This is a genomic window from Leifsonia sp. KNZ12-8B, assembly GCF_056755495.1.
This window is the reverse complement of record NZ_JBPGXM010000058.1, coordinates 1-22,098: the sequence shown is the minus strand read 5'-3', so window position 1 is coordinate 22,098 and position 22,098 is coordinate 1. Positions and strand designations below refer to the sequence as shown.

Genomic DNA, 22,098 nt, shown 5'->3' with positions numbered 1-22,098 from the left:
CGCCGGACACGCCCGGAGAAATCGCGTACTCGGCGGTTGCCCACAGCGCCCCCGTCGCCAACGCGCCCGCCGGGTACCAGCCGCGCGACCTCGCGCCCGCGCCGCGGCCGCCCGCGGCGCCGCAGCGCACCCTCCACATGATCGGCAACGCCCACCTCGACCCGGTGTGGCTGTGGCCGTGGCAGGAGGGATACCAGGAGGCGCGCGCCACCTTCTGGTCGGCCATCCACCGCATGGAGGAGTACCCCGACTTCGTCTTCACCTGCGACCAGATCGTCCTGCTGAGCTGGGTCGAGGAGTCCGACCCCGAGCTGTTCGAGCAGATCAAGCGCCGCGTCGCCGAGGGCCGCTGGGTCAACGTCGGCGGCTGGTGGGTCGAGCCGGACAACAACATGCCGATGGGTGAGAGCTTCGTGCGGCAGGGGCTCTACGGCCAGCGCTACCTCCAGTCGCGCTTCGGCACGCCGAGCACCGTCGGCATGAACGTCGACCCGTTCGGACACAACGCGATGCTGCCGCAGATCCTCCGGGGCCAGGGGATGGACTCGTACACGTTCCTCCGCCCCGGCCCGCACGAGTCCGACCTCGCGCCGAGCCTGTTCTGGTGGGAGGCGCCCGACGGCTCCCGCGTGCTGGCCTACCGCATCCCGTTCGAGTACGGCAGCCCGCCCGGCTCCGTCGACGGCCAGACCGAGAAGTCGCTCGCCGCGCTCGACCGCACCGTCGGCTTCGGCGAGAACGCCACGGCCATGGTCTTCTACGGCGTCGGCAACCACGGCGGCGGCCCGACCATCGCCAACATCGAGTCGATCCACCGCTACGACCGCATGGGCTCCTTCGGAAGGATGACGATGTCCTCACCGCGCACGTACTTCGACGAGGTGCTCGGCCGGGGCGATGCGTTCCTGGAGGCGCTGCCGGTGCGCAGGGACGACCTCCAGCACCACGCCCCCGGCTGCTACTCCGCGCACTCGGGCATCAAGGCCTGGCAGCGCCGCGCCCAGTTCGCGGTGCTGAACGCCGAGCGCTGGGCGGCCGTCGTCGCCGCGACGGACGGCATCGCGTACCCGCGCGAGCAGCTCGAGACGGCGTGGAAGCAGATCCTGTTCAACCAGTTCCACGACATCCTGCCCGGGTCGGCGATCGAGCCGTCGTACGACGACGCCCGCGACCAGCTCGGGGAGGCCGTCGCCATCTCCAAGCGCATCATCACGCGGGCGCACAACGTCATCGCCCGCCAGGTGCGGGTGCACCGCGAGGACGGCACGCAGCCCGTGCTGGTCTTCAACCCCCACCCGTGGCCGGTGGAGGTGGATGTCGACTTCCAGTACGGCGCCCAGCGCGCCGGCGTGCACGTCGTCGACGAGGAGGGGCGGCCGGTCGTCTTCCAGAACACGCAGTCGACGGCGACCACCGACGACGTGGCGCGCGGCGCGATCGTGTTCCGCGCCGCGGTACCGGCACTCGGCTACCGGCTGTACCGCCTCCGGCCGGGCGCGGCCGCGCTGCCGGGCGTGGCAGGCGGCCTGACCGTGACCGCCGACACCCTGGAGAACGACCTCGTCCGCATCCGGCTCGACCAGGAGACGGGGTGGATCTCGTCGTACCTCGTGAAGGCGACCGGCGTCGACCTGATGGCCGGCGTCGACGGCACGCAGCACACGCAGATCAACGACGACCCGACCGACACCTGGGGGCACCGGGTCATCTCGTACGCCTGGCCGGGCGCGACCATGCGCCTCAAGCGGATCGTCGTGCGCGAGACCGGACCGCTGCGGTCGCGGGTGCGGGTCGAGCGCGAGTGGGGCGCCTCCACGCTGGTCGAGGAGCTCACCCTCGACCACGACTCGGCCGTGCTTCGCGTGAACGTGACGCTCGACTGGCGTGAGGAGGCGCACCTCCTGAAGCTGCGCTTCCCGACCCGGCTCGACGACCCGACGGCGACGTATGAGATCCCGTTCGGGCACCTCGAGCGCCCGGTCGACGGGGCGGAGGAGCCGGCGCAGTCGTGGGTCGACCTCACGGGCACGGTCGACGGCACGCCCGCCGGCCTCACGGTGATCACGACGAACAAGCACGCCTACGACGTGTCGCCCGGCACCGATCAGAACGGCGGCGAGCCGAGCATCGGCGTCACCGCCGTCCGCAGCCCCGTCTACTCCTGGCACGACCCGCGCCTGCTCGACCCGGAGGGCATCTACAGCTTCCAGGACCAGGGCATCCAGCGTTTCAGCTACGAGCTGGTGCCGCACGCGGGCGACTGGCGCGCGGCCGACCCGGCACGCCGGGCGCTCGTGCTCGGCAACCCGGTGCGGGCGCAGCAGGAGTCGTTCCACGACGGTGCTCTGCCGCCCGTCCACTCGTTCGCCGGCGACGGCGGCGGCCCGGTCATGGTGACGGCGCTCAAGGGCACCGAGGATGCGACGGAGGCTCCCGGCGGTGCCGACGTCGTCGTGCGCGCGGTAGAGACGCGCGGCGAGGGCGGCCGGTCGCGCATCGAGCTGCCGTTGCTCGGTCGGACGATCGAGGAGGACTTCGGTCCGTCGCAGCTGCGCACCTTCGTTGTCCCGGCCGACCCGGCGGAGCCGGTGCGCGAAGTCGACCTCGTCGAGCGCCCGCTGCCGTGAGCACCCGGCCCGACCTCCGGGTCCGGATCGACGGCGCGCCCGCCGACGGGTTCGATCTCCGCGCCGAGTGGAGGGAGGCGGAGCCCGGCTGGTCGGTCCGGCTGACGGTCGCGTACGCGGGCCCGGCACCGGTCGACGCCTCGGTCCTCGTCACGGCCGCCGTGCCCGGCGCAGACGACCCGTGGTGGCTCATCCCCGGCGCCTTCTACGGCGAGAACCGGCCCGCCGAGAACACGCGGGCCTTCCCGCGGTTCGAGGTCGGCGCCTCCGCGCCCGGGCAGCACGCGGTGCTGATCAGTGACGCGTGGGAGTTCCGGGCCGACCGCGCCGCGACGCCCGCGGTGTTCGTGTGGGCCGGTCCCGGCCGCGGCGGCCTGGCTCTCGCCGCCCCCGAGACGACGCCGTTCGGGCTGACCGGCATCGGGCTCGCCCACGACGCCGAGACGGGAGAGGCGACGCTCTCGCTGCGCTTCCCCTACCGCGAGTACCCGGTCACGTACTACGGGGACGCGCAGCCGCGACCGGCCGACACCTCCACGCACCGCTTCACCCCGGGCGAGACGGTGGAGGTGGAGGTGCGGGTCTTCGCGCTCGACGCCGACCGCCACGCGTACGCGCCCGTCCTCCGGGCCCTCCATGCCGAGTCAACGCCGGCCGCACCGCTGGAGCCGTGGATGGACGTCGCCACGGCCGCGGATCTGACGGCCGAGGGCCTCCTGAACTGGCACTACGACCCCGACCCCGGCGTGCTGCTGGAGACGGTCGGCTTCGACCGCGAGGTGAGCGGCCGCGATGGGCTCACCGTCGACCGGCAGGCGATGCACGTCGGCTGGGTGAGCGGCATCCCGTGGGCGTACGCGCTGCTCGCGCACGGGCTGCGAGCGGATCGCCCGGCCGAGGCGGATGCCGCGCGCAGCGTGATCGACTTCATCTGCTCGTCGCTGTCGCCCTCCGGCACGTTCTGGGGCGTCTGGTACCGCGACCACGGGTGGACGCAGAGCTGGACCGAGCTGAAGCGCGGCCTCCACTCCCGCACGCTCGCCGAGGCGACGCTGTTCCTGATCCGGGCGCAGGCGCTGGAGGCGCACCCCGCATGGGAGGCGGCGATCCGCTCGAACCTGTCCGTGGTCGTCGACCGGCAGCGCGACGACGGCAACCTCGGCTCGGTGCACCACGCCGAGACGGGCGAGGTGCTGTCGTGGTCGGGCGCCTCCGGGCTGACCTGGATCGCGGCGCTCGTGGAGGCGGCCGACCGGGACGAGCGGTACCTCCCGGCGGCGCTCGCCGCGGGCCGATACTACGAGTCGTTCGTCGACCGCGAGTTCGTGCACGGCGCCCCCGAGGACGTGGATCTCGCGCCGACCTCCGAAGACGGGTACGCCGCCGTGATGGCGTACGTGGCGCTGCACCGCGCGACCGGCGACGCGCACTGGCTCGACGTGGCCCGGCGCGCGGCCGACTGGATGCTGACGTTCCGGTACACCTACGACGTCGCCTTCCCGGCGCACACGCTGCTCGGCGCGTACGGGTTCCGCACGCGCGGGGCCGACAACGCGTCGCCGTCGAACCAGCACCTCCACGCGTACGGGCTCGTCTGCACGGCCGAGCTGCGGGAGCTCTCGGCGGCGCTCGGCGACCCCTTCTACGCCGAGCGGGCGGACGAGACGCTGGCGTGCTTCCGGCAGTTCATCGCCCGCGAGGACGGCGACTTCAACGCCTACCGCGGCATGGTCAGCGAGCGGTACTACCAGACGGCGTGCTTCCAGCCGAAGGGGATGCTGCTGACGCTCTCGCACGCGTGGAGCGTCGGGGTGACGCTGCTGGCGTGCGAGCAGACGCTCGCGCCCGCCGCGCCCGCCGCGCCCGCGCCCGCCCGCTGAGTCGTGAGGCGTTGCGGCCTGCGGCGTCGAGTCGCGACATGTGCTCACGACTCGGCGCGGGCACCCGCATCCGCTCACCATTCGGCGGAGGGGCTCGACGCCGCGGGCGGGGCCGCCGATAGGATGCAGACGCCCGGATCGACCCGCAAGGAGCCTCCTCGATGACGACCTCGGACCCGAACCCCGCCCCGCAGCAGCCCGCATCGCATCCTGCACCGCAGCCGGGCGGACCGGCCCAGCCGGGCGGACCGGCCCAGCCGGGTGCCGCCGGGCGCCGCCCCCTGCGCTGGAGCGCGAAGGTGTCGCTGTGGCTGTGCGTCGGTATCCTGCTCGCCGCGGGCGTGCTGGGCGCGTGGTCGATCATCGCGGGCGACCAGTCCAACGTGGCGGGGCGCGCGTGGCTCACGCTCCTCCTCGTCGCCGCGTACGGCGGAGCGGTCATCCTCGACACGAGCGTCGCCAACGGGCCCAACCGCTGGTACCTGACCGCGTCGCTCGGGATCAACACGCTGCTGCTCGCGGTCGGCCTCCTGAAGCTGTGGAACGGCTGGCTGCAGCCCGCCGACACCCCCTCGGCGGTGGTCTGGGTGGAGCAGCTGTTCCGGTTCTTCGGCCTGGTCCTGCTGCTGAGGCTCGCGCTGCTGCTGACGCAGGTGTTCGTGCTGCGCTTCGTCACCCGCGCGCGGTCGCGCCGGCTCGTGTGGATCGCGCTGCTCACGCTGGTGCTGCTCTGGCTGACCGTGCTCCTGCTCGCGCTGCCGGCCGCCCTCCCCGAGCCCGAGTGGCCCGACTGGTGGTGGAGGCTCGCCGGCGCCGGCGCGCTGCTGACGGTGGTCGCCGCGGTGGCGCAGCTCGTGATCGCGGCGTTCGAGGCGCGTGAGCGCGGTGCCGCGGCGCGTGCCGGTGCGCCGGGTGCGTGGGGTGGCGGGCAGCCGCCGGCGCAGGTTCCGGGGCAGCAGTGGGGTGCGCCGCAGCAGCAGTGGGGAGCTCAGCAGCAGTGGGGAGCCCAGCAGCAGTTCGCTGTGCAGCCGCAGCCGCAGTGGGATGCGCAGCAGGCGCAGGCGCAGGCGCAGGCGCAATGGGGTTCGCAGCCGCAGCCGGGTGGCCAGCCTCAGCCGGGAGGCCAGCCTCAGCCGGGTGCCGAGCCTCAGCCGCAGGCGGACCAGTGGAGCGCGCAGCAGCAGCCGAATGCGCAGCAGCAGTGGAGCGCGCAGTCGGAGGCGCACGCGCAGCCGCACGCGCAGCCGCAGCCGAACGCGCAGCCCCAGCCGAACGCCCAGCAGCAGCAGTCGAGCGCGCAGCCGCAGCCGCAGGCCGAGCCGCAGCCCCAGCCGCCGCAGCCGCAGTGGGATCCCGCGCGCCAGGCGTGGGTGCAGGCGCACTGGGACCAGGCCCTGCAGCAGTGGATTCAGCTGGTGTGGGACGCGCCCACCCAGCAGTGGATGTACGCGCAGCCGCAGCAGCCGCAGCACCCACAGCCGCAGCCGCCGCAGCAGCAGCCCTGGCAGCCTCCCCTCTCCTGACCCGCCGGGCCGACGCGGCTGACGGTCCGCGGGAGCGGCGCGGCCGACGACACAGATGTCCGCGAGGTCGCGGCCCACGGCCTCCCGCCGGCGAGCCGATCGCCGCAACGGCGACCGCGGCGCGCCGTCAGTCCGTGACGCGTCGCCTCTCCGGCTGAGCGCGCCGAGCCGGGCTGTGCGCGTCCCGTGCGCGGAAGCCCACGGCGCACGCCGCGCACACCGCGGCCGCGCCCAGCGCGAGCGGCAGCGCTCCGCGCCCGGCGACGAGACCGGCGACCGCGACGCCGATCGACGACCCGGCGACCTTCACGCCCGCCACGGTCGCGAAGACCCGCGCCTCCATGCCGGGAGGGGCGAAGTCCGTGCGCGCGGCCAGCGTCGCGGCGAAGAGCACCGACCCGCAGCCGCCCGCGACGGCGAACGCCGCCGGAGCGAGCACCGGCCCGGGCGCCACCGCGAGGAGCGCGAGCGCCGCTGCCGTCGCGAGCGCCCAGCCGCGGGTCAGGCGTTCGGGGTCGCCGCGCAGCGGGCGCAGCACCACGAGCCCGGCGGCGGTGAGTCCGCCCACGCCGTAGGCGGTCACGAGCAGCGCGGCGGCCGCGCGGTCCGTCCCGAGCTGCGCGGCGAGCAGCGGGATGGACGCGAGCGCCGCTGCCGACCCGATCGTCACGATGGTGGTGCGCCGCAGCGGGCCGATCCGCAGGAGGGTCAGGAGGGTGCTGCGGGAGGGGGAGGAGCGCTGCGGTGAACCGGAGCCGTCCGCGGCGCGGAGACCCGGGCCGGGCGTCGGCTGCGGCGCATCGGGTGCCCGCTGTGCGGCGACCGGTACCGCACCACGGGGCGCCGGCAAGGCCAGCACGGGCAGCGCCCCGAGCGCGGGGAGCACCACGACCGCCGCCAGCGTCGCTCCCGGTGTGAGCGCGACCGCCGCGGCCGCGACCAGCGCCGGTCCGACGGCGCCGGCGACGCCGTAGGTGAGCGCATCCATTCCGTGGGCGCGGCGCACCGCCTCCCCCTCTCCACCGAGGAGGGGTGCGAGCCGGCTGCTCAGGCCTCCGGTCACGAGCGGCCCGGCGCAGCCGGCGAGTGCCAGGGCGACCGCGGCGGCGGCGATCGTCAGGGGGAGGACGACCGCGGCCACCACCAGCCACAGCGCGTACCAGGCGAAGGCGGCGGCCAGCAGCGGTCCGGCGCGGCGGCGGCGGTCGATGAGGCGCCCCGCCAGCGCACCGGAGAGGTGCGGGATGGTCAGCGCCGCAGCGAGCAGGCCACCGGCCGCCGGCCCGGCGGCGGCGCTCCCGGCCAGGACGGCCGCGACGACCGCGCCCGCATCCCCGGTCCGCGCCAGCACGGCCGAGGAGGCGTACGTCGTGAGCGCAAGCGTCCGTCCGGTCATCGGCGCCCACCTTGCCCCGCTCCGCGTCACCTGTCAAGATGGTGACGTGAGCTTCGCATTCGTCGCTGGCAATCTCGCCCTCGACTTCGTGGCGACCGTCGCCGAGCGCGAGACGACGGCGGTCGAGCGGATCCCGGCGCCCGGCGACCTCGCGCGGTGGTTCGTCGACGCGGGCGTCGTGGATGAGCCTCCCGCCGTCGATGCGGCCGGTCGCGCGGAGGCCGTGGCGCTGCGCGAAGCCGTGTGGCGGTCGCTGCTCGCCGTGCGGGAGGGCCGGTCGCTCGCCGCAGAGGACCGCCGCCTCGTCAACGACCGGGCGGCCGTCGCACCCCCGGCGCCGCGGATCGCGACGGACGGTTCCGTGCTCGTCCGCGGCGGACTCGACGCCTGCCTCGCCGCGGTGGCGCGCGCGGCGGCCGAGGCCTTGCGTCCGGAGCTGCGCGCCCGCATCAAGTGGTGCGAGGGCGACCGCTGCACGCGCGCGTTCGTCGACTCCTCACGCGCCGGCAACCGCCGCTGGTGCGGGATGGCCGGCTGCGGCGACCGCGCGAAGGCCGCCGCCTACCGCGCCCGCCACCGCGAGCCGCACCGCGCGTAGCGCGCCACCCCGCGCCCGCCCGCGCCCGCATCTCCCGTCCGCCGAGGGGCGTCGTCATGCCGCAATTCCACCCGGATTCCGGCATCGTGACGCCCCTCGCTGGCGGGGCTCGATGGCTGCGAGGGGCGCCCGTCCATCGCTCGGTACCGCCATCGCCGAGGGGCGTCGTTGTGTCGCTATTCCGCGCGGATCGCGGCGTTTTGACGCCCCTCGCGGCCCGCCGGCGCGGCGCAGCGGCGCGCCGCAGGCGAAGCGCCGCGCGGCAGGCCAGCGGCGGCGCGCAGCCCGCCGCCCCTCAGCGCACGCCGACGTAGAAGCGCGACTCGTCGCTGCGGTGCAGCGCGTGGTAGTACTCGAACGGGGTGCCGTCCTCGTCCCAGGCGACCGACTCGATGTCGAGCGCGGGAGTGCCGGCCGGCAGCTCCAGCAGGGCCGCCTCCTCCGCCGAGGGGATGACCGCCTGCAGCCAGCGGTCCGCCCCGGCGGGCGCGATGCCGTAGGTGCGGCGCAGGTGGTCGTAGAGCGAGCGGTTCTCGAGGTGCGCCTTCAGCAGGCCGCTGAAGCGGTCGCGGGGGAGGGTCGTGCGCACCAGCAGCCACGGCGTGCCGTCGACCGTGCGCAGGCGGCGCATGCGGATCACCGGCGTGCCCTCGGGGAGGCGCAGGGCGGCGGCCTCGCGCTCGTCCGCCTTCCCCTCGTCCAGCGACAGCACGCGCGTGATCACGGTGCGGCCGGTTCCGGCGAGGTCCTCGGAGGAGCCTGCGTTCGAGCCGATGAACGAGAGGTCGCGGCGCGGCGGCGACACGAACGACCCCTTGGCGCGGATCTTGTAGATCTGGCCGCGGCGGACCAGCTCGGCCAGCGCCTCCCGCACCACCGTGCGCGACACGCCGTAGCGGTCGATGAGGTCGTTCTCGGAGGGGAGGGCCTGGTCGGGGGCGAGGGAGCCGGTCTCGATCGCGTCGCGGAGCACGGCGACCAGCTGCTGCCAGAGGGGCTCCTTGGAGTCCCGGTCCAGCCGCGCATCGCTCAGTGCGTGTGCGGGCATCGCTTCCCCCTTCGTCGGCTCCGTCGCCGGTTCGCCCTGGCTTGACACTCCGCCAGGCTACTGTCTACAGTCTTGTCACTACAAGCTTGTCATGATGAGTTGAACACGACAAGTTGATGTAGGACAACCGAACCAGAGCTAGCAATCGCAGAGAAGCGAACCCCCCTGGAGGCAGAACAATGTCGTTTGGATCCTGGCGCCGCATCGGCGTCGTCGCCGCCGTCGCGGCGGCCCTCACCCTGACCGGCTGCTCGGCCGGCGCGGCCGGAAGCGGCGATGGAGGCTCGGGCAAGACCGAGGGCATCTCCGTCGCGCTGAGCAACGGCTTCGTCAACGGCTGGCGGCTCACCCTGATCGACAAGTTCCAGCAGGAGGCCGAGAAGCTGAAGAAGGACGGCGTCGTGTCGAAGTACACGACCGTCAACGCGCCCGGCGAGAACAGTGCGACCGAGCAGGCGTCGCAGATCCGCAGCCTGGTGCTGCAGAAGCCGGACATGCTGGTCGTGATCCCGGCCTCCTCCACCGCGCTCGTCCCCGCCGTCGAGGAGGCCTGCAGCGCCGGCATCACCGTGCTCGTGCTCGACGCCGACATGAAGGCGGACTGCGCCCACATCGTCCGCAACGACTACGCCAAGTGGGGCGAGGTCTCGCTGGTCCCCGCGCTGAAGGCGATCGACGGCAAGGGCGACATCATCATCAACCGCGGCGTCATCGGCTCGCAGCCCGAGGAGGAGTTCAACAAGCGGCAGCATGAGATCCTCAAGGACTACCCGGACGTCAAGGTCGCGGCCGAGGTCAACGGCTACTGCGACGGCTCCACCGCCCAGAAGGAGATCGTCTCGGTGCTCGGGTCGCTGCCGCCCATCGCGGCCGTGCCCGGCTGCATCGGCGGCATGGGCGTCGTCCAGGCGTTCGAGTCGGCCGGCCGGCCCGACCCGGTGGTCGTCTTCGACACCGACGGCAAGTCGCTGAAGTTCTGGAAGGACAGCGGCATCAGCAACGGCTCGTTCGCGGCGCTGACCGACCCGGGCCAGGGCGTCGCCGCCCTCTACGTCGGCCTCGACCTGCTCGCGGGCAAGAAGGTCCCGTCGACGGTCGTGCTCCCGCTGCTGGAGATCGGCCAGGACGACCTCGACTACTGGGCCGGCACGCTCTCGGCCGACGAGTACGCCGCGTACCCGTGGGACGAGAAGAGCGTCGCCGCTGCCATCGACGCCGTCGCCGCCGGGAAGGACGCCGAGGCCCCCGCGCTCAAGTAGCGCGGCCGCCCGGCGAGTTCGAGGAGGAGCCATGCCCACGACGATGAATCCGACCACCACGAGCGCGGGAGCGCGCGCGGCCGACGCCGCCGCCCCCGCGACCACGCCCGGCGCCGAGGCGCCCAGCGCGACGGCGACCATCGCCGCGCGCGGCGTGACCAAGCGCTACGGGAGCACCCGCGCGCTGACCGGTGTCGACCTGCACGTCGAGCGCGGCGAGATCCTCGGGCTCGTCGGTCACAACGGCGCCGGCAAGAGCACGCTGATGCGCATCCTGGCCGGTCGCGAGCAGCCCGACACGGGCGAGGTGACCGCTCGGGATGCCGCGGCCGGCTCCGCGTGGGACGCCCGCGCGGCCGCGGCCGCCGGCGTCCGCATGGTGTACCAGGAGCTGGCGCTCTGCGCCGACCTGACCGTCGCCGAGAACGCGTACCTCTCCGACCGCCGCGGCTCGGCCCCCTTCGGGTGGATGGGCCGTGCCGAGCGGCGGATCGGGCAGGTGCTGGACACCGTCTTCCCCGGGCACGGGATCGCGGTGGTCCGCCGCGTGGGCGAGCTCACCCTGGCGCAGCGCCAGATGGTCGAGATCGCCCGCGCCCTCTGCACCGAGCGGCTCGGCCTGCTCATCCTCGACGAGCCGACCGAGTCGCTCGGGGTGGACGCCGCCGGCCAGCTGTACGCGCACCTCCACCGGCTGACCGCCGACGGCGTGAGCGTGCTGCTCATCTCGCACCGCATGGCCGAGGTGATCGCGCACAGCGACCGCGTCGCCGTCATGCGCGACGGAGCCGTCGCCGGCGTCTTCACCGGTGCCGACGAGCGCACCCTGCTGCACGCGATGGGCGGCGAGGTGCACGCTGCAGCCGAGGTGGAGGCCGCGGCCGACGCCCGTGAGGCGGGGGAGGTCGTGGCGGCGATCCGCGGCGACGGCATCCCGTTCACCGTGCGGTCGGGCGAGATCGTCGGACTCGCCGGTCTCGCGGGCCAGGGCCAGGAGCGGATGCTGACCCGCCTGTGGTCCGCCGGCGCGCTGACGCGCGGGGTGAGCGCACCGCGCCGCCGCGCGTACGTGCCAGGCGACCGGCAGACCTCCGGCATCCTGCCGCTCTGGAGCGTCGCCCAGAACCTGACGGTCGCCGCCCTGCGCGGCATCAGCACCGCCGGTGTCGTCAACGGCCGCGCCAAGCGCGAGCTGGCCGCCCGCTGGATCGACGCGTTGCGCATCCGCGGCGCCGCCGGCACCCCGATCACCGCGCTGAGCGGCGGCAACCAGCAGAAGGTGCTGGTCGCCCGCGCCTTCGCCACCGACGCCTCCCTGGTGCTGCTCGACGATCCGTTCCGCGGGGTCGACGTCGCCACCAAGAACGAGCTCTACACCCTGATGAAGGCGGAGGCCGCGGCCGGCCGCGCCATCGTCTGGTACTCCACCGAGAACGCCGAGATGGCGCACTGCGACCGCGTCTACGTGCTCCGCGCCGGCCGCATCGTCTCGGAGCTCGCCGGCGACAGCAACACCGAGGAGCGGATCATCGCCGACTCGTTCGAGGAAGGGACCGCCCGATGACCACCGCCACCTCCGCCGCGCCGAACCAGGCGGCCACGCGCTCCGGCGCCGGCTCCGGCCGGCCGGCCGCCGCCGTCCGGCTGCGCGCCGGCCTCGCGCACGGTTCGCCCGCCCTGCTCTCGCTCGTCGCCCTGGTGGTGATCGTGGCGCTGGCCGCGGCCATCCAGCCGGGCATCCTCTCGGTCACCGGCCTCAGCCTGATGCTGATGTCGGCCGTGCCGCTCGTCTTCGCCGCGCAGGCGCAGATGATCATCATGTCGGTCGGCGACATCGACCTCGGCATCGGCAACCTCGTCGGCCTGGTCACCGTGATCGCGGCGACCGTGCTGGCGACGAACCCGCTGCTCGGCCTCCTGATGCTGGCCGCCGTGCTCGTCGTCTACGCGCTCCTCGGCCTCATCGTGCAGAAGCGCGGCGTCCCCTCCATCATCGTCACGCTCGGGATGTCGTTCGTCTGGCTCGGCGTCGGTCTCCAGCTGCTGCCGACGCCGGGAGGCGCGACCCCCGCCTGGCTGACCGCCATCGGCTCCTGGCGCAGCGACATCGTCCCGCCGCCGCTGGTCTTCATCGCCCTCGCCGCGCTCGTCGGCTGGTGGCTCGCCCGCCGCAGCCGGATCGGCGCCCGGATGCGCGCCCTCGGCTCCAGCGCCGCCACCCTCGACAAGGCGGGCTGGTCGCTGACCCGCACCCGCGTCGCCGCGTACGTGCTCGCCGCCGTGCTCATCCTCGTCTCCGGCCTGCTCCTCGCGGCGCAGACCAGGTCGGGCGACATCAACTCGGCGAGCAACTTCACCCTCACCACCATCGCCGCGGTCATCCTCGGCGGCGGCACCTTCTCCGGCGGCCGCGCGCTCCCCATCGGGACCACGCTCGGCGCCGTCACCCTCGGCCTGATCTCCGTGCTGCTCAGCCTGGTCGCCCTCCCGTCGAGCATGCAGGCGGGCGCGCAGGGCGTGATCGTGCTCGCGGTGCTGGCCGGCCGCATCGTCACCGAGAGGTTCAGCCGATGACCACCTCCACCTCCGCTCCCGTGCAGACCCCGCCCACGCTGTCGACGCCCGTCGTCGAGCCGCGGTCGCGGTTCCGCTGGCCCGCCTGGGGCTGGTCGCTGATCGGCGTGCTCGCCGTCTGGCTGTGCATCGTCGCGGTGCGGCCGGCCGCGCCGTTCGACCCGTTGGCGCAGGCGCTGTCGCTCGCGCCGTTCCTCGTGCTCGTCGCGCTCGGCCAGATGCTTGTCATCACGCTCGGCCCCGGCAACATCGACGTCTCGGTCGGCACCGTCGTCTCGATGGCGTCGTACGTCTCGGTCGGCGTCGGGGCCGCCGCCGGCCCGGTGGTCGGCATCGCCGCCGCGGTCGGCGCGGGACTCGGGGCCGGGCTGATCAGCGTGATCGCGATCCTCGTGCTGCGCGTGCCGCCCATCATCGCGACCCTCGCCACCAGCCTGATCGTGCAGTCGACCACCCTGCTGCTGGCCGATGCCAACCGCGCCTCCGCGGATGCTGGGCTGCGCGCCTTCGTCAACGCCAAGGTGCTCGGCATCCCGGTCATGGCGCTGCTGGTCGTCGTGGTCACCGTGGTCGTGGCGCTCGTGCTCGCCCGCACCCGGTTCGGGCTGTCGGTGCTCGCCGTCGGGCAGAGCCCGCGCGCCGCCGAGCGCGCCGGCATCCGCGTGTGGCGCGTCACCGCGATCACCTACCTCGTGAGCGGCGGCCTCGCCGGGCTCACGGGCGGGCTGCTCGCGGCCTTCATCTCGCCGAGCACCGTGCTCGGCACCTCCTACATGCTCGACTCCGTCGCCGTGGTGGTGATCGGCGGGACGCTCATCTCGGGCGGCCGCGCGGTTCCCGTCGGCGCGTGGACCGGCGCGCTGTTCTTCGTGCTGCTGTCGGGCCTGCTCAACCTCGTCGGCTGGAGCGTCGGCGCCCAGAACATCCTCAAGGGCGTCCTCGTGGTCGCGGTCGTGGTGGTCTCGACCGCCGCGACCGGCACCGGCCGGTCCGCGCTCGCGCGGCTGCGCGACTCCCTGTCCATCACGAAGAAGGAGAACACCCATGGCTGACCTCGACGACCTCCGCGAAGGCACCGACTTCGGGGGCGCCGTCGCCCGGGCGGGCGACTTCCCGCTCAAGGGCCTCGCCGGACAGGACTGGGGGATGCGCGCGCGCCTCTCGCGCGTCTTCGACCCCGCCGACGGCAAGACGGTCATGCTCGCCTTCGACCACGGCTACTTCCAGGGCCCGACCTCCGGGCTGGAGCGGCTCGACCGCTCGATCGTCCCGCTGGTGCCGCAGGCCGACGCCCTGATGTGCACCCGCGGCGCGCTGCGCACCACGATCCCGGCCACCTCGGGCAAGGGCGTCGTGCTGCGTGCCAGCGGCGGCCCGAGCGTGCTCGGCGACCTGAGCCAGGAGGACCTGGCCGTCAGCATCGACGACGCCGTCCGCCTCGACGCGGCCGCCCTCGCCGTGCAGGTCTTCGTCGGCGCCGAGAACGAGTCGCGCTCGGTCAAGAACCTCACCACGCTCGTCGACCAGGGCCAGTCCGCCGGCATCCCCGTGCTCGCCGTGACCGCGGTCGGCCGCGACATGGTCCGCGACGCGCGCTACTTCCGCCTCGCGACCCGCATCACCGCCGAGCTCGGCGCCGCCTTCGTCAAGACGTACTACGTCGAGGAGGGCTTCGAGACCGTCACCAGCGCCTGCCCGGTGCCGATCATCATCGCGGGCGGCAAGAAGGTGGAGGAGCAGGAGGCGCTCCGCGTCGCGTACCGCGCGATCCAGGAGGGCGCCGCCGGCGTCGACATGGGCCGCAACGTCTTCCAGTCCGAGCACCCCGCCGCCATGCTCGCGGCCGTGCGCGGGGTCGTCCACGACGGGCTCACCGCCGAGGACGCCTTCGACCTCTACCGGCAGCTGTCCCTCGAGTCGGCCGGGCTCGAGTCGGCCGGGGCGCTGGCGCGCTGACATGCCGGCGCTCACCACCTACACGCCGGAGATCCCGGCGGTCGACGTCGCGGTCATCGGCGCGGGCATCAACGGCCTGGCCGTGGCGCGGGAGGCCGCAGCACGCGGCCTCTCGGTCGCCCTGTTCGACCAGGACGACCTCGCCGCCCGCACGTCCGCGATCTCGACCAGGCTCATCCACGGCGGCCTCAAGTACCTGGAGCGGCTGGAGCTGCACCTCGTTTACGAGTCGATCCGCGAGCGCAACATCCTGCTCGCGAAGGCCCCGCACCTGGTCCACCACTACCCGATGCTCATCCCGTTCTCGAAGGCCCAGAGCCGGCCGGGCTGGCTCCTGGCGTGCGGCCTGATGCTGCACGACGTGCTCTCGATCGGCAAGCCGCTCCCGCTCAACCGCGTGGTGTTCCGCAAGCGGCTGAAGCGCGACTGGCCGGCCCTCGCCGACGCCGGGCTGCGCTGGGGCGGGCTCTTCCACGACGCGAACGTGCCGGTGACCGAGCGTCTGGCCGTCGAGCTGGCCGTGGATGCGCAGCGGCACGGCGCCATCATCTCCACCCACTCGCCGGTGGAGGCGCTGGTCCGCGCGAGCGATCGCATCACAGGTCTGCGCTACCGCGATCGCGTCACCGGAGAGACGAAGACCGTGCCCGCGCGGGTCGTCGTCAACGCCGCAGGGCCGTGGGTCGACCGGGTGCTCGACCTCGCCGGGGCGCACGACCGCCGCATGGGGCCGACGAAGGGCAGCCACCTGGTCGTCGACGCCTTCCCGGGTGCGCCGGACACCTGCATCTTCTTCGAGTCGCCCGACGACACCCGGCCGATGTTCGTGCTCCCCTGGGAGGGCAAGTACATGATCGGCACCACGGACCTCCCGTACGACGGCTCGATCGACGACATCGTGATCGACGAGGACGAGACGGCGTATCTGCTGAAGGCGGTCAACGAGCTGATCCCGCAGGCCCGCCTCACCCCGGAGGACGTGCTCTGGTCGTACTCGGGCGTGCGCCCGCTGCCCTATGTCGGCGAGCTGGACGACCCCTCGAAGGTCAGCCGCGACCACGAGATCGTGGTGCACGGCGGCCAGGAGTCGGGCCTCGTGACCATCATCGGCGGCAAGTGGACCACGCATCGCGCGCTCGGCGAGCTCGTCGCGCGGAGGATCGAGCGCGAGCTCGGCCGCCGCCCCGGCCCGTCGCCGACCCGCGCCGCCCGCCTCCCCGGGGCCCCGGACGGCGACTGGACCGAGTACCGCGCCCGCGCGGTCGAGCGCAGCGCCCTGCCGCCGCGCACCGCCGCCCGCCTGGTCGACACCTACGGCGTCGCCGCGACCGCGATCGAACGGCTCGCCGTCGAGACGCCAGCCCTCGCCGAGGTGGTCGACCCCGACACGGGCGCCATCGCCGCCGAGGCGGTGTACGCGGTGCGGGAGGAGGGCGCCCTGACCCTCGAGGACGTCGTGCTGCGCCGCATGGCCGTCGCCCTCAACCGCGACGTCGGCCTGGCCGCCGCGCCCGCGATCGCCGCCGTGCTGGTGGCGCATGCGGGCTGGAGCGAAGACCGCGCCGAGGCCGAGCTTGACCGGTACCGCGCCGCGATGCGACGCTTCAAGCCGCGCGCTCTGGACGGCGAGCGCGAGGCCGGGACCATGCGAGGAAGCACGGAATGAAGCACTGCCTGATCGGGATCGACGTCGGCCTCACCGCCGCGAAGGCCGCCGCCTTCGACGAGAACGGCGCCGAGCTGCGCACGGTCTCGGCGGCGAACCCGCGCGTCGCGGTCGCCGCCGACCGGCAGGAGATCGACATGGCCGCGCTGTGGGAGGTCGTCTCGGGCGTGCTCGCCGACCTCACCGCGTGGCTCGCGGCCGAGGGCTGGACCGTGCGCGGCATCGGTGCGACCGGACACGGCAACGGCCTGTACCTCGTCGACGAGCAGCTGCGGCCGGTGCGGCCGGCCTTCGCCTCCACCGACAGCCGCAGCGAGCGGATCGTCGCAGGGCTCGACCCCTACGATGTCGAGCGCGTGCGGCTGGTCACCGGCTCCGTCCCGTGGGCGGGCCAGCCGGGCGTGCTGCTGCGCTGGCTGCTCGACGAGGAGCCCGAGACGCTGGAGCGCTCGCGCTGGGCGCTCAGCTGCAAGGACTGGGTCACCGCGTGCCTGACCGGCCGACCGAGCGCCGACTACTCCGACGCCTCCGCGTGCGGACTGGTGAACCTGGCCGAGCGCGCCTACGAGCCGGCCGTCTTCGACCTGCTGGGGCTGCCGCGCGAGCTGATGCGGCTGCAGCCTCCCCTCTCCCGCTCGGACGAGGTCGTCGGAACGGTGACCGCCGCGGCCGCCGCGCTCACAGGACTCCCCGAGGGCACCCCGGTCGTCGCCGGCTGCATGGACTGCATCGCCAGCCCGATCGGCGCCGGCGCCACCGCGCCGAGCGACGTCACCGTCATCGTCGGCACCTGGGCGATCAACTCGGTCGTCGTCCCCGCCGACTCCGAGCCGCCGCGCGTGACGCTCAACGCCCTCCTGCCCGACCCGCGCTACATGCTGGCGCAGGAGGTCGCGCCCACCTCGGCCGCGAGCGTCGAGTGGTTCTCGACCCTGATGTCGACCGTCGCCTCCGACGCCGTGAGCCCGCGCGACCTGCTGCACGCGGCCTCCACCGTCCCGGCGGGTGCCGACGGCCTGCTCTTCCTCCCGTTCGTGCACGGCGCGCCCGAGCACCTCGGCGCCTCCGGCACGCTCCTCGGCGTGAAGGACAAGCACGGCTACCGCGAGATCGCGCGTGCCGTCGCCGAGGGCATCACGCAGTACCACCGCGTGCAGCTCGACAAGGTGCGCGTGAGCGGCGCGTCCGTTTCCACCGAACCGTGGACCCTCGCCGGCGGCGGGGCGAAGAACCCGGTGTGGGCGCAGATGTTCGCCGACATCATCGGGCACCCGGTGCGCCGCCAGCTCGGCACCGAGCTGGGAGCGCGCGGCGTGGCCTCGCTCGCCGCCGCGGGCGTTGGCGTCGACACCGCGTGCTGGCGCGTCGACCCCGACCCGGCGCTCGTCGTGTCGCCGGGCGAGGACCGCGCGGTGTACTGCGCGCAGGCCGAGCGGTTCGACCGCACGCTCGCCGCGATGAGCACGGTGTGGACGGAGCTGGCCCGATGAGCGCCGGCACCGCGCCCAGCGCCACCTCTTCCGGCACCGGCCTCTCCCTCGGACCGGAGGTGGAGGCCGCGCTCGCCGAGATCACGCGCGTCTCCCGTGCCCTCGGCGGCGACCCGGCCCTCGTCCTGCACGGCGGTGGCAACACCTCCATCAAGGCGGTCGGCCGCGACGTCACCGGCGACGACGTCGAGCTCGTGCTCGTCAAGGGCAGCGGCTGGGACCTCGGGTCGATCGAGCCGGCTGGCTTCGCGCCGCTGCGCCGTTCGCGGCTGCGGGAGCTGCTGCGCCTCCCCGAGCTGAGCGACGGTCGCATGGTCAACGAGGTGCGCCAGGCGTCGCTCGACGCCTCCGCACCCACCGCCTCCATCGAGGCCCTGCTGCACGCGCACCTGCCTGCACGGGTCGTGCTGCACTCGCATTCGGATGCCATCGTGGCGCTGACCGACCAGCCCGACCGTGTCCAGCGCGCCGCGGAGGTGCTCGGTGCGGGCGTGCACGTGCTTCCGTACGTGATGCCGGGCTTCCCGCTCGCCCGGGCCGTCGCCGACGCTCCGCTGGACGGGGTGGATGCGCTGGTCCTCGCCAATCACGGCCTCTTCACGTTCGCCGACGACGCCGACGAGGCGCTGCGCCGGCACCTCGAGCTCGTGGAGCGCGCGTCCGCGTCGTTCGGCTCGCCGACCTGGGGATCGGCCGGGGCCGACATCGGCCGCGCGGGATCGCCCGAGGAGCTCGCCACGCTGCGCCGCGACGTCTCGGCCGCCGCGGGTCGCCCGTTGGTGGTGCGCCAGTCGGCGTCGTCGCGAGCGCTCGCGTACGCGCGGCGCCCCGACCTCGCCGCCGTGACGACGCGGGGAACCGCGACGCCCGAGCACGTCATCCGGACCAAGCGCGCGCCCCTGATCGGGCGCGACGTCCCGGCGTACGCCGCCGCCTACGCCGCCTATGTCGAGGCGCACCGCGACCGCATCCCGGGTGCCATCGAGCCGATCGACCCGGCGCCGCGGGTCATCCTCGATCCGGCGTTCGGCCTCCTGACCGCCGGCGTCTCGCGCTCGGCCGCCGACGCGGTGCACGACATCGCCCTGCACACCATGGACATCGTGGAGGCCGCCGACCGCCAGACGGGCTACCGCTCGCTCGACGAGGCGCTCACCTTCGACATCGAGTACTGGGAGCTGGAGCAGGCCCGCCTGCGCTCCGGCGCCTCCGGCCGGCCGCTGGACGGCGAGGTTGCGCTGGTCACCGGCGCGGCCTCCGGGATCGGCCGCGCCACGGCTGCCGCGCTGCTGGCGCAGGGCGCGTCGGTCGTCGGCGTCGATCTCAGCCCCGCGGTGGAGTCGGCGTTCGCGGGTGCCGCGTGGCACGGCGTCGTCGGCGACGTGTCGGACGCGGCCGTACTCGACCGGGCGCTGGAGGCCGCGGCGCGCGAGTTCGGCGGCCTCGACATCCTCGTGGTCGCCGCCGGGATCTTCCCCGCGAGCGAGCCGCTCGCCGCCTTCGCGGACGCGGTCTGGGAGCGCTCGCTGCGCGTCAACACGACCGCGGTGGCGCGAGCGCTGCGGGCCGCGCATCCGCTGCTCGCGCTCTCGCCGCGCGGCGGCCGGGTGGTGCTGGTCTCGACCAAGAACGTCGCGGCGCCCGGCCCCGGGGCTGCGGCGTACTCGGCGAGCAAGACGGCCGCGGCCCAGCTCGCCCGCGTGGCGGCGCTGGAGTGGGCGGCCGACGGCATCCGCGTCAACCAGGTGGAGCCGGACGCGGTCTTCGACACCGCCATCTGGACCCCGGAGCTGCTCGCCGAGCGCGCGGCCCGCTACGGCCTGACCGTCGAGGAGTACCGCACCCGCAACCTCCTCGGCGTGGAGGTCACGAGTGCCCTGGTCGCAGACGCCGTCCTCGCCTTCGCCGCGGGCCTCCCCGCGACGACGGGCGCCCACCTCTCGGTCGACGGAGGCAACGACCGGGTGGTGTAGGCGCAGGCGCCCGCGCCGCCCGCGCCGCCTGCGCCGCCGTGCCGCCCGCCACCCCTCGCGCGCCGAGTCGTGACCTCATGTCACCACTCGCGCCGAGTCGTGACATCGGTCACCACTCGCGCCTGCGCCCGCTCGGCGCCGCGCCCGCTACCTCTGCGCGCCGCCCGCTACGCCTGCACGCCGGCGACGCCCTACACCGCCCGCGCCCCCGCCAGCGCCACCCGGATGAGGATGCGCGCGGCCGCACGCGCGTCCGCCGCGGCGTCCGGCGTCCCCGCGATCGCCGCCGTCGTCTGCGCGCCCTCCGCGAGGATGGCCAGCTGGGGGGCCAGCGTCGGCGCGGCGCCCGCCTCCCGCGCCAGCTCGGCCACGAACCGCTGGAACGACTCCTTGTGCGTGCGCGCCGCCTCCGCCACCCGCGGGTCGGCCGCGCCCAGCTCGCCGAACGCGTTGATGAAGCCGCAGCCGCGGAAGGTGTCGTCCACGAACCAGTCGGCCAGGTAGTCGTAGATCGCCAGCAGGCGCTCCTCGGCGCCCTCGGTCGTCGCGACGCGCGCGCCGACCCCGTCCGTCCAGAGGCGGTGGCGCTTGTCCAGCACCGCGAGGATCAGCTCGTCCTTGGACGGGAACTCGCGGTACAGCCGGCGCAGCGAGACGCCCGCGCTGTCGCGGATCTCGTCCATCCCGACCGCGTGGAAACCCTTCGCGTAGTAGAGCGCGTCCGCCGCATCGACGATGCGCCGGCGCACCTCTTCGTCTGCCATGCCTCGATTGTACTTGACGGAGAACGATGGTTCTCATATAGTCGTCAGCAGCAGCGAGAACGAGCGTTCTCACTCCTGGAACGAGAGGAAACCGTCATGGCCTACATCACCGTCGGCACCGAGAACAGCACCCCCGTCGAGCTCTTCTACGAGGACCACGGCTCCGGCCAGCCCGTCGTGCTCATCCACGGCTTCCCGCTCGACGGCCACTCGTGGGAGAAGCAGACCGCCGCGCTGCTCGACGCCGGCTACCGCGTCATCACCTACGACCGCCGCGGCTTCGGCCGCTCGAGCCAGGTGACAGAGGGCTACGACTATGACACCTTCGCCGACGACCTGAAGGTCGTGCTCGACACGCTCGACCTCCGCGACGCCGTCCTGGTCGGCTTCTCGATGGGCACCGGCGAGGTGGGCCGCTACCTGGCCCGTCACGGCTCCGAGCGGGTGGCGAAGGCCGCGTTCCTCGCCTCCCTCGAGCCGTACCTCCTCAAGACCGACGACAACCCCGAGGGCGCCGCGCCGCTGGAGTTCTTCGAGGGCATCGTGGAGGCGGTGAAGGCCGACCGCTACGCCTACTTCACGCAGTTCTACAACGACTTCTACAACCTCGACGAGAACCTCGGCAGCCGTATCAGCGAGGAGGCCGTGCGCAACTCGTGGAACGTCGCCGCCACCTCCGGCGCCTACGCCTCGGCCGCCGCGCCGCTGACCTGGTTCACCGACTTCCGCGCCGACATCGCGAAGATCGACGTGCCGACCCTCATCCTGCACGGCACCGCAGACCGCATCCTCCCGATCGACGCCACCGGCCGCCGCTTCGCGAAGGCGCTCCCGCAGGCCACCTACGTCGAGGTGGAGGGTGCGCCGCACGGCCTGCTCTGGACGCACGCCGCCGAGGTCACCGAGGCCCTGCTCGGCTTCCTCGCGGCGGAGGAGGCCGTCGCCGCCTGACGCCGAGTCGAGAGCCGATGCGGGAGACCCCGCCGAGAAGCGACACCATGTCACGACTCGGCGGGGTTCTCCCGTCTCAGCGTCCGGCGGTCCCGCTGGCGGCGCGCGTGCACCGGCAGCGCCAGCCGCGTGCCGAACGCCGCGACGGCCTCTGGCGGCCCCGCCCCGGCGGCTGGCGCGAGCCGGTAGTGCGGCGTCCCGTGAACGCCTGCCCATCGAGTTGGCGCAACACGCCGCGTCCGCCCCGCCCCAGGCGGCGTGTCGCGCCAGCGCGCCGCCGCGCCCATCGAGTTGGCGCAACACGCCGCGTCCGCGCCGCCCCAGACGGCGTGTCGCGCCAACGCGCCGCCGCGCCGCCCCACACGGCGTGTCGCCTGTCTCTTATACACATCT

Annotated in this window: 16 protein-coding genes; 13 read left to right on the top strand and 3 right to left on the bottom strand. The window is 74.0% G+C overall.

The window, feature by feature from the left end:
• The 3 genes from ACR9ZG_RS10375 to ACR9ZG_RS10365 form a co-directional block, all read left to right on the top strand.
• Positions 1 to 2,627: alpha-mannosidase (locus ACR9ZG_RS10375; RefSeq protein WP_481284752.1), on the top strand; the 2,627-nt coding region annotated here is incomplete at its 5' end.
• Entirely contained in the window at positions 2,624 to 4,507 is a 1,884-nt protein-coding gene (locus tag ACR9ZG_RS10370; RefSeq protein WP_481284751.1) for a hypothetical protein, read from the top strand. The genes ACR9ZG_RS10375 and ACR9ZG_RS10370, both read left to right, overlap by 4 nt.
• Positions 4,508 to 4,668: 161 nt before the next feature.
• Positions 4,669 to 6,030, top strand: coding sequence for a hypothetical protein (locus tag ACR9ZG_RS10365; protein WP_481284750.1), 1,362 nt, complete (start codon positions 4,669 to 4,671; stop codon positions 6,028 to 6,030).
• A gap of 127 nt (positions 6,031 to 6,157) precedes the next feature.
• On the opposite strand, the gene ACR9ZG_RS10360 is transcribed toward ACR9ZG_RS10365, so the two are convergent.
• Positions 6,158 to 7,426, bottom strand: coding sequence for an MFS transporter (locus ACR9ZG_RS10360; RefSeq protein WP_481284749.1), 1,269 nt, complete (start codon positions 7,424 to 7,426; stop codon positions 6,158 to 6,160).
• Positions 7,427 to 7,472: 46 nt separating this feature from the next.
• On the opposite strand from ACR9ZG_RS10360, the gene ACR9ZG_RS10355 reads away from it, so the two are divergent.
• Positions 7,473 to 8,024: a CGNR zinc finger domain-containing protein gene (locus ACR9ZG_RS10355; protein WP_481284748.1), complete on the top strand. Its 552-nt coding sequence runs from the start codon at positions 7,473 to 7,475 to the stop codon at positions 8,022 to 8,024.
• A 295-nt stretch (positions 8,025 to 8,319) separates the two neighbouring features.
• Here the strand turns inward: ACR9ZG_RS10355 and ACR9ZG_RS10350 are convergent, their stop codons facing one another.
• Positions 8,320 to 9,072, bottom strand: coding sequence for a GntR family transcriptional regulator (locus ACR9ZG_RS10350; protein WP_481284747.1), 753 nt, complete (start codon positions 9,070 to 9,072; stop codon positions 8,320 to 8,322).
• Positions 9,073 to 9,251: 179 nt separating this feature from the next.
• Between ACR9ZG_RS10350 and ACR9ZG_RS10345 the strand changes: the two genes are divergently transcribed.
• Genes ACR9ZG_RS10345 through ACR9ZG_RS10310 form a run of 8 tightly spaced genes read left to right on the top strand, consistent with a single transcriptional unit; the run spans position 9,252 to position 19,990 of the window.
• Positions 9,252 to 10,331, top strand: a complete 1,080-nt coding sequence (locus ACR9ZG_RS10345) for a substrate-binding domain-containing protein (RefSeq protein WP_481284746.1) — start codon at positions 9,252 to 9,254, stop codon at positions 10,329 to 10,331.
• Between the two features lie 31 nt (positions 10,332 to 10,362).
• Positions 10,363 to 11,895, top strand: a complete 1,533-nt coding sequence (locus ACR9ZG_RS10340) for a sugar ABC transporter ATP-binding protein (RefSeq protein ID WP_481284745.1) — start codon at positions 10,363 to 10,365, stop codon at positions 11,893 to 11,895.
• Entirely contained in the window at positions 11,892 to 12,905 is a 1,014-nt protein-coding gene (locus tag ACR9ZG_RS10335; protein WP_481284744.1) for an ABC transporter permease, read from the top strand. Before ACR9ZG_RS10340 ends, ACR9ZG_RS10335 begins: the two co-directional genes overlap by 4 nt.
• Positions 12,902 to 13,957 carry an ABC transporter permease gene (locus ACR9ZG_RS10330; protein WP_481284743.1) on the top strand — a complete coding sequence of 352 codons (1,056 nt, stop codon included), beginning with the start codon at positions 12,902 to 12,904 and terminating at the stop codon, positions 13,955 to 13,957. Before ACR9ZG_RS10335 ends, ACR9ZG_RS10330 begins: the two co-directional genes overlap by 4 nt.
• The gene (gene lsrF / locus ACR9ZG_RS10325) at positions 13,950 to 14,861 is read left to right on the top strand and encodes a 3-hydroxy-5-phosphonooxypentane-2,4-dione thiolase (RefSeq protein WP_481284742.1); all 912 of its coding nucleotides are present in this window, start codon (positions 13,950 to 13,952) and stop codon (positions 14,859 to 14,861) included. The genes ACR9ZG_RS10330 and lsrF overlap by 8 nt, the downstream gene beginning before the upstream one ends.
• Position 14,862: 1 nt before the next feature.
• Positions 14,863 to 16,527, top strand: a complete 1,665-nt coding sequence (locus ACR9ZG_RS10320) for a glycerol-3-phosphate dehydrogenase/oxidase (RefSeq protein ID WP_481284741.1) — start codon at positions 14,863 to 14,865, stop codon at positions 16,525 to 16,527.
• The gene (locus ACR9ZG_RS10315) at positions 16,524 to 18,017 is read left to right on the top strand and encodes an FGGY-family carbohydrate kinase (RefSeq protein ID WP_481284740.1); all 1,494 of its coding nucleotides are present in this window, start codon (positions 16,524 to 16,526) and stop codon (positions 18,015 to 18,017) included. Before ACR9ZG_RS10320 ends, ACR9ZG_RS10315 begins: the two co-directional genes overlap by 4 nt.
• Complete coding sequence (locus tag ACR9ZG_RS10310) at positions 18,014 to 19,990, top strand: SDR family NAD(P)-dependent oxidoreductase (RefSeq protein ID WP_481284739.1); 1,977 nt, start codon at positions 18,014 to 18,016, stop codon at positions 19,988 to 19,990. Before ACR9ZG_RS10315 ends, ACR9ZG_RS10310 begins: the two co-directional genes overlap by 4 nt.
• 191 nt (positions 19,991 to 20,181) lie before the next feature.
• Here ACR9ZG_RS10310 and ACR9ZG_RS10305 read toward each other — a convergent pair whose 3' ends face one another.
• Complete coding sequence (locus tag ACR9ZG_RS10305; protein ID WP_481284738.1) at positions 20,182 to 20,754, bottom strand: TetR/AcrR family transcriptional regulator; 573 nt, start codon at positions 20,752 to 20,754, stop codon at positions 20,182 to 20,184.
• A 96-nt stretch (positions 20,755 to 20,850) separates the two neighbouring features.
• Between ACR9ZG_RS10305 and ACR9ZG_RS10300 the strand changes: the two genes are divergently transcribed.
• Positions 20,851 to 21,705, top strand: a complete 855-nt coding sequence (locus ACR9ZG_RS10300) for an alpha/beta fold hydrolase (RefSeq protein WP_481284737.1) — start codon at positions 20,851 to 20,853, stop codon at positions 21,703 to 21,705.
• Positions 21,706 to 22,098: the final 393 nt, after the last annotated feature.

Bases quoted from the DNA above. Each gene is read 5' to 3' on its own strand.
- ACR9ZG_RS10365 (WP_481284750.1), top strand. From the start codon at position 4,669: ATGACGACCTCGGACCCGAACCCCGCCCCGCAGCAGCCCGCATCGCAT.
- ACR9ZG_RS10360 (WP_481284749.1), bottom strand. From the start codon at position 7,426: ATGACCGGACGGACGCTTGCGCTCACGACGTACGCCTCCTCGGCCGTG.
- ACR9ZG_RS10350 (WP_481284747.1), bottom strand. From the start codon at position 9,072: ATGCCCGCACACGCACTGAGCGATGCGCGGCTGGACCGGGACTCCAAG.
- ACR9ZG_RS10345 (WP_481284746.1), top strand. From the start codon at position 9,252: ATGTCGTTTGGATCCTGGCGCCGCATCGGCGTCGTCGCCGCCGTCGCG.
- ACR9ZG_RS10340 (WP_481284745.1), top strand. From the start codon at position 10,363: ATGCCCACGACGATGAATCCGACCACCACGAGCGCGGGAGCGCGCGCG.
- ACR9ZG_RS10335 (WP_481284744.1), top strand. From the start codon at position 11,892: ATGACCACCGCCACCTCCGCCGCGCCGAACCAGGCGGCCACGCGCTCC.
- ACR9ZG_RS10330 (WP_481284743.1), top strand. From the start codon at position 12,902: ATGACCACCTCCACCTCCGCTCCCGTGCAGACCCCGCCCACGCTGTCG.
- lsrF (WP_481284742.1), top strand. From the start codon at position 13,950: ATGGCTGACCTCGACGACCTCCGCGAAGGCACCGACTTCGGGGGCGCC.
- ACR9ZG_RS10320 (WP_481284741.1), top strand. From the start codon at position 14,863: ATGCCGGCGCTCACCACCTACACGCCGGAGATCCCGGCGGTCGACGTC.
- ACR9ZG_RS10315 (WP_481284740.1), top strand. From the start codon at position 16,524: ATGAAGCACTGCCTGATCGGGATCGACGTCGGCCTCACCGCCGCGAAG.
- ACR9ZG_RS10310 (WP_481284739.1), top strand. From the start codon at position 18,014: ATGAGCGCCGGCACCGCGCCCAGCGCCACCTCTTCCGGCACCGGCCTC.
- ACR9ZG_RS10305 (WP_481284738.1), bottom strand. From the start codon at position 20,754: ATGGCAGACGAAGAGGTGCGCCGGCGCATCGTCGATGCGGCGGACGCG.
- ACR9ZG_RS10300 (WP_481284737.1), top strand. From the start codon at position 20,851: ATGGCCTACATCACCGTCGGCACCGAGAACAGCACCCCCGTCGAGCTC.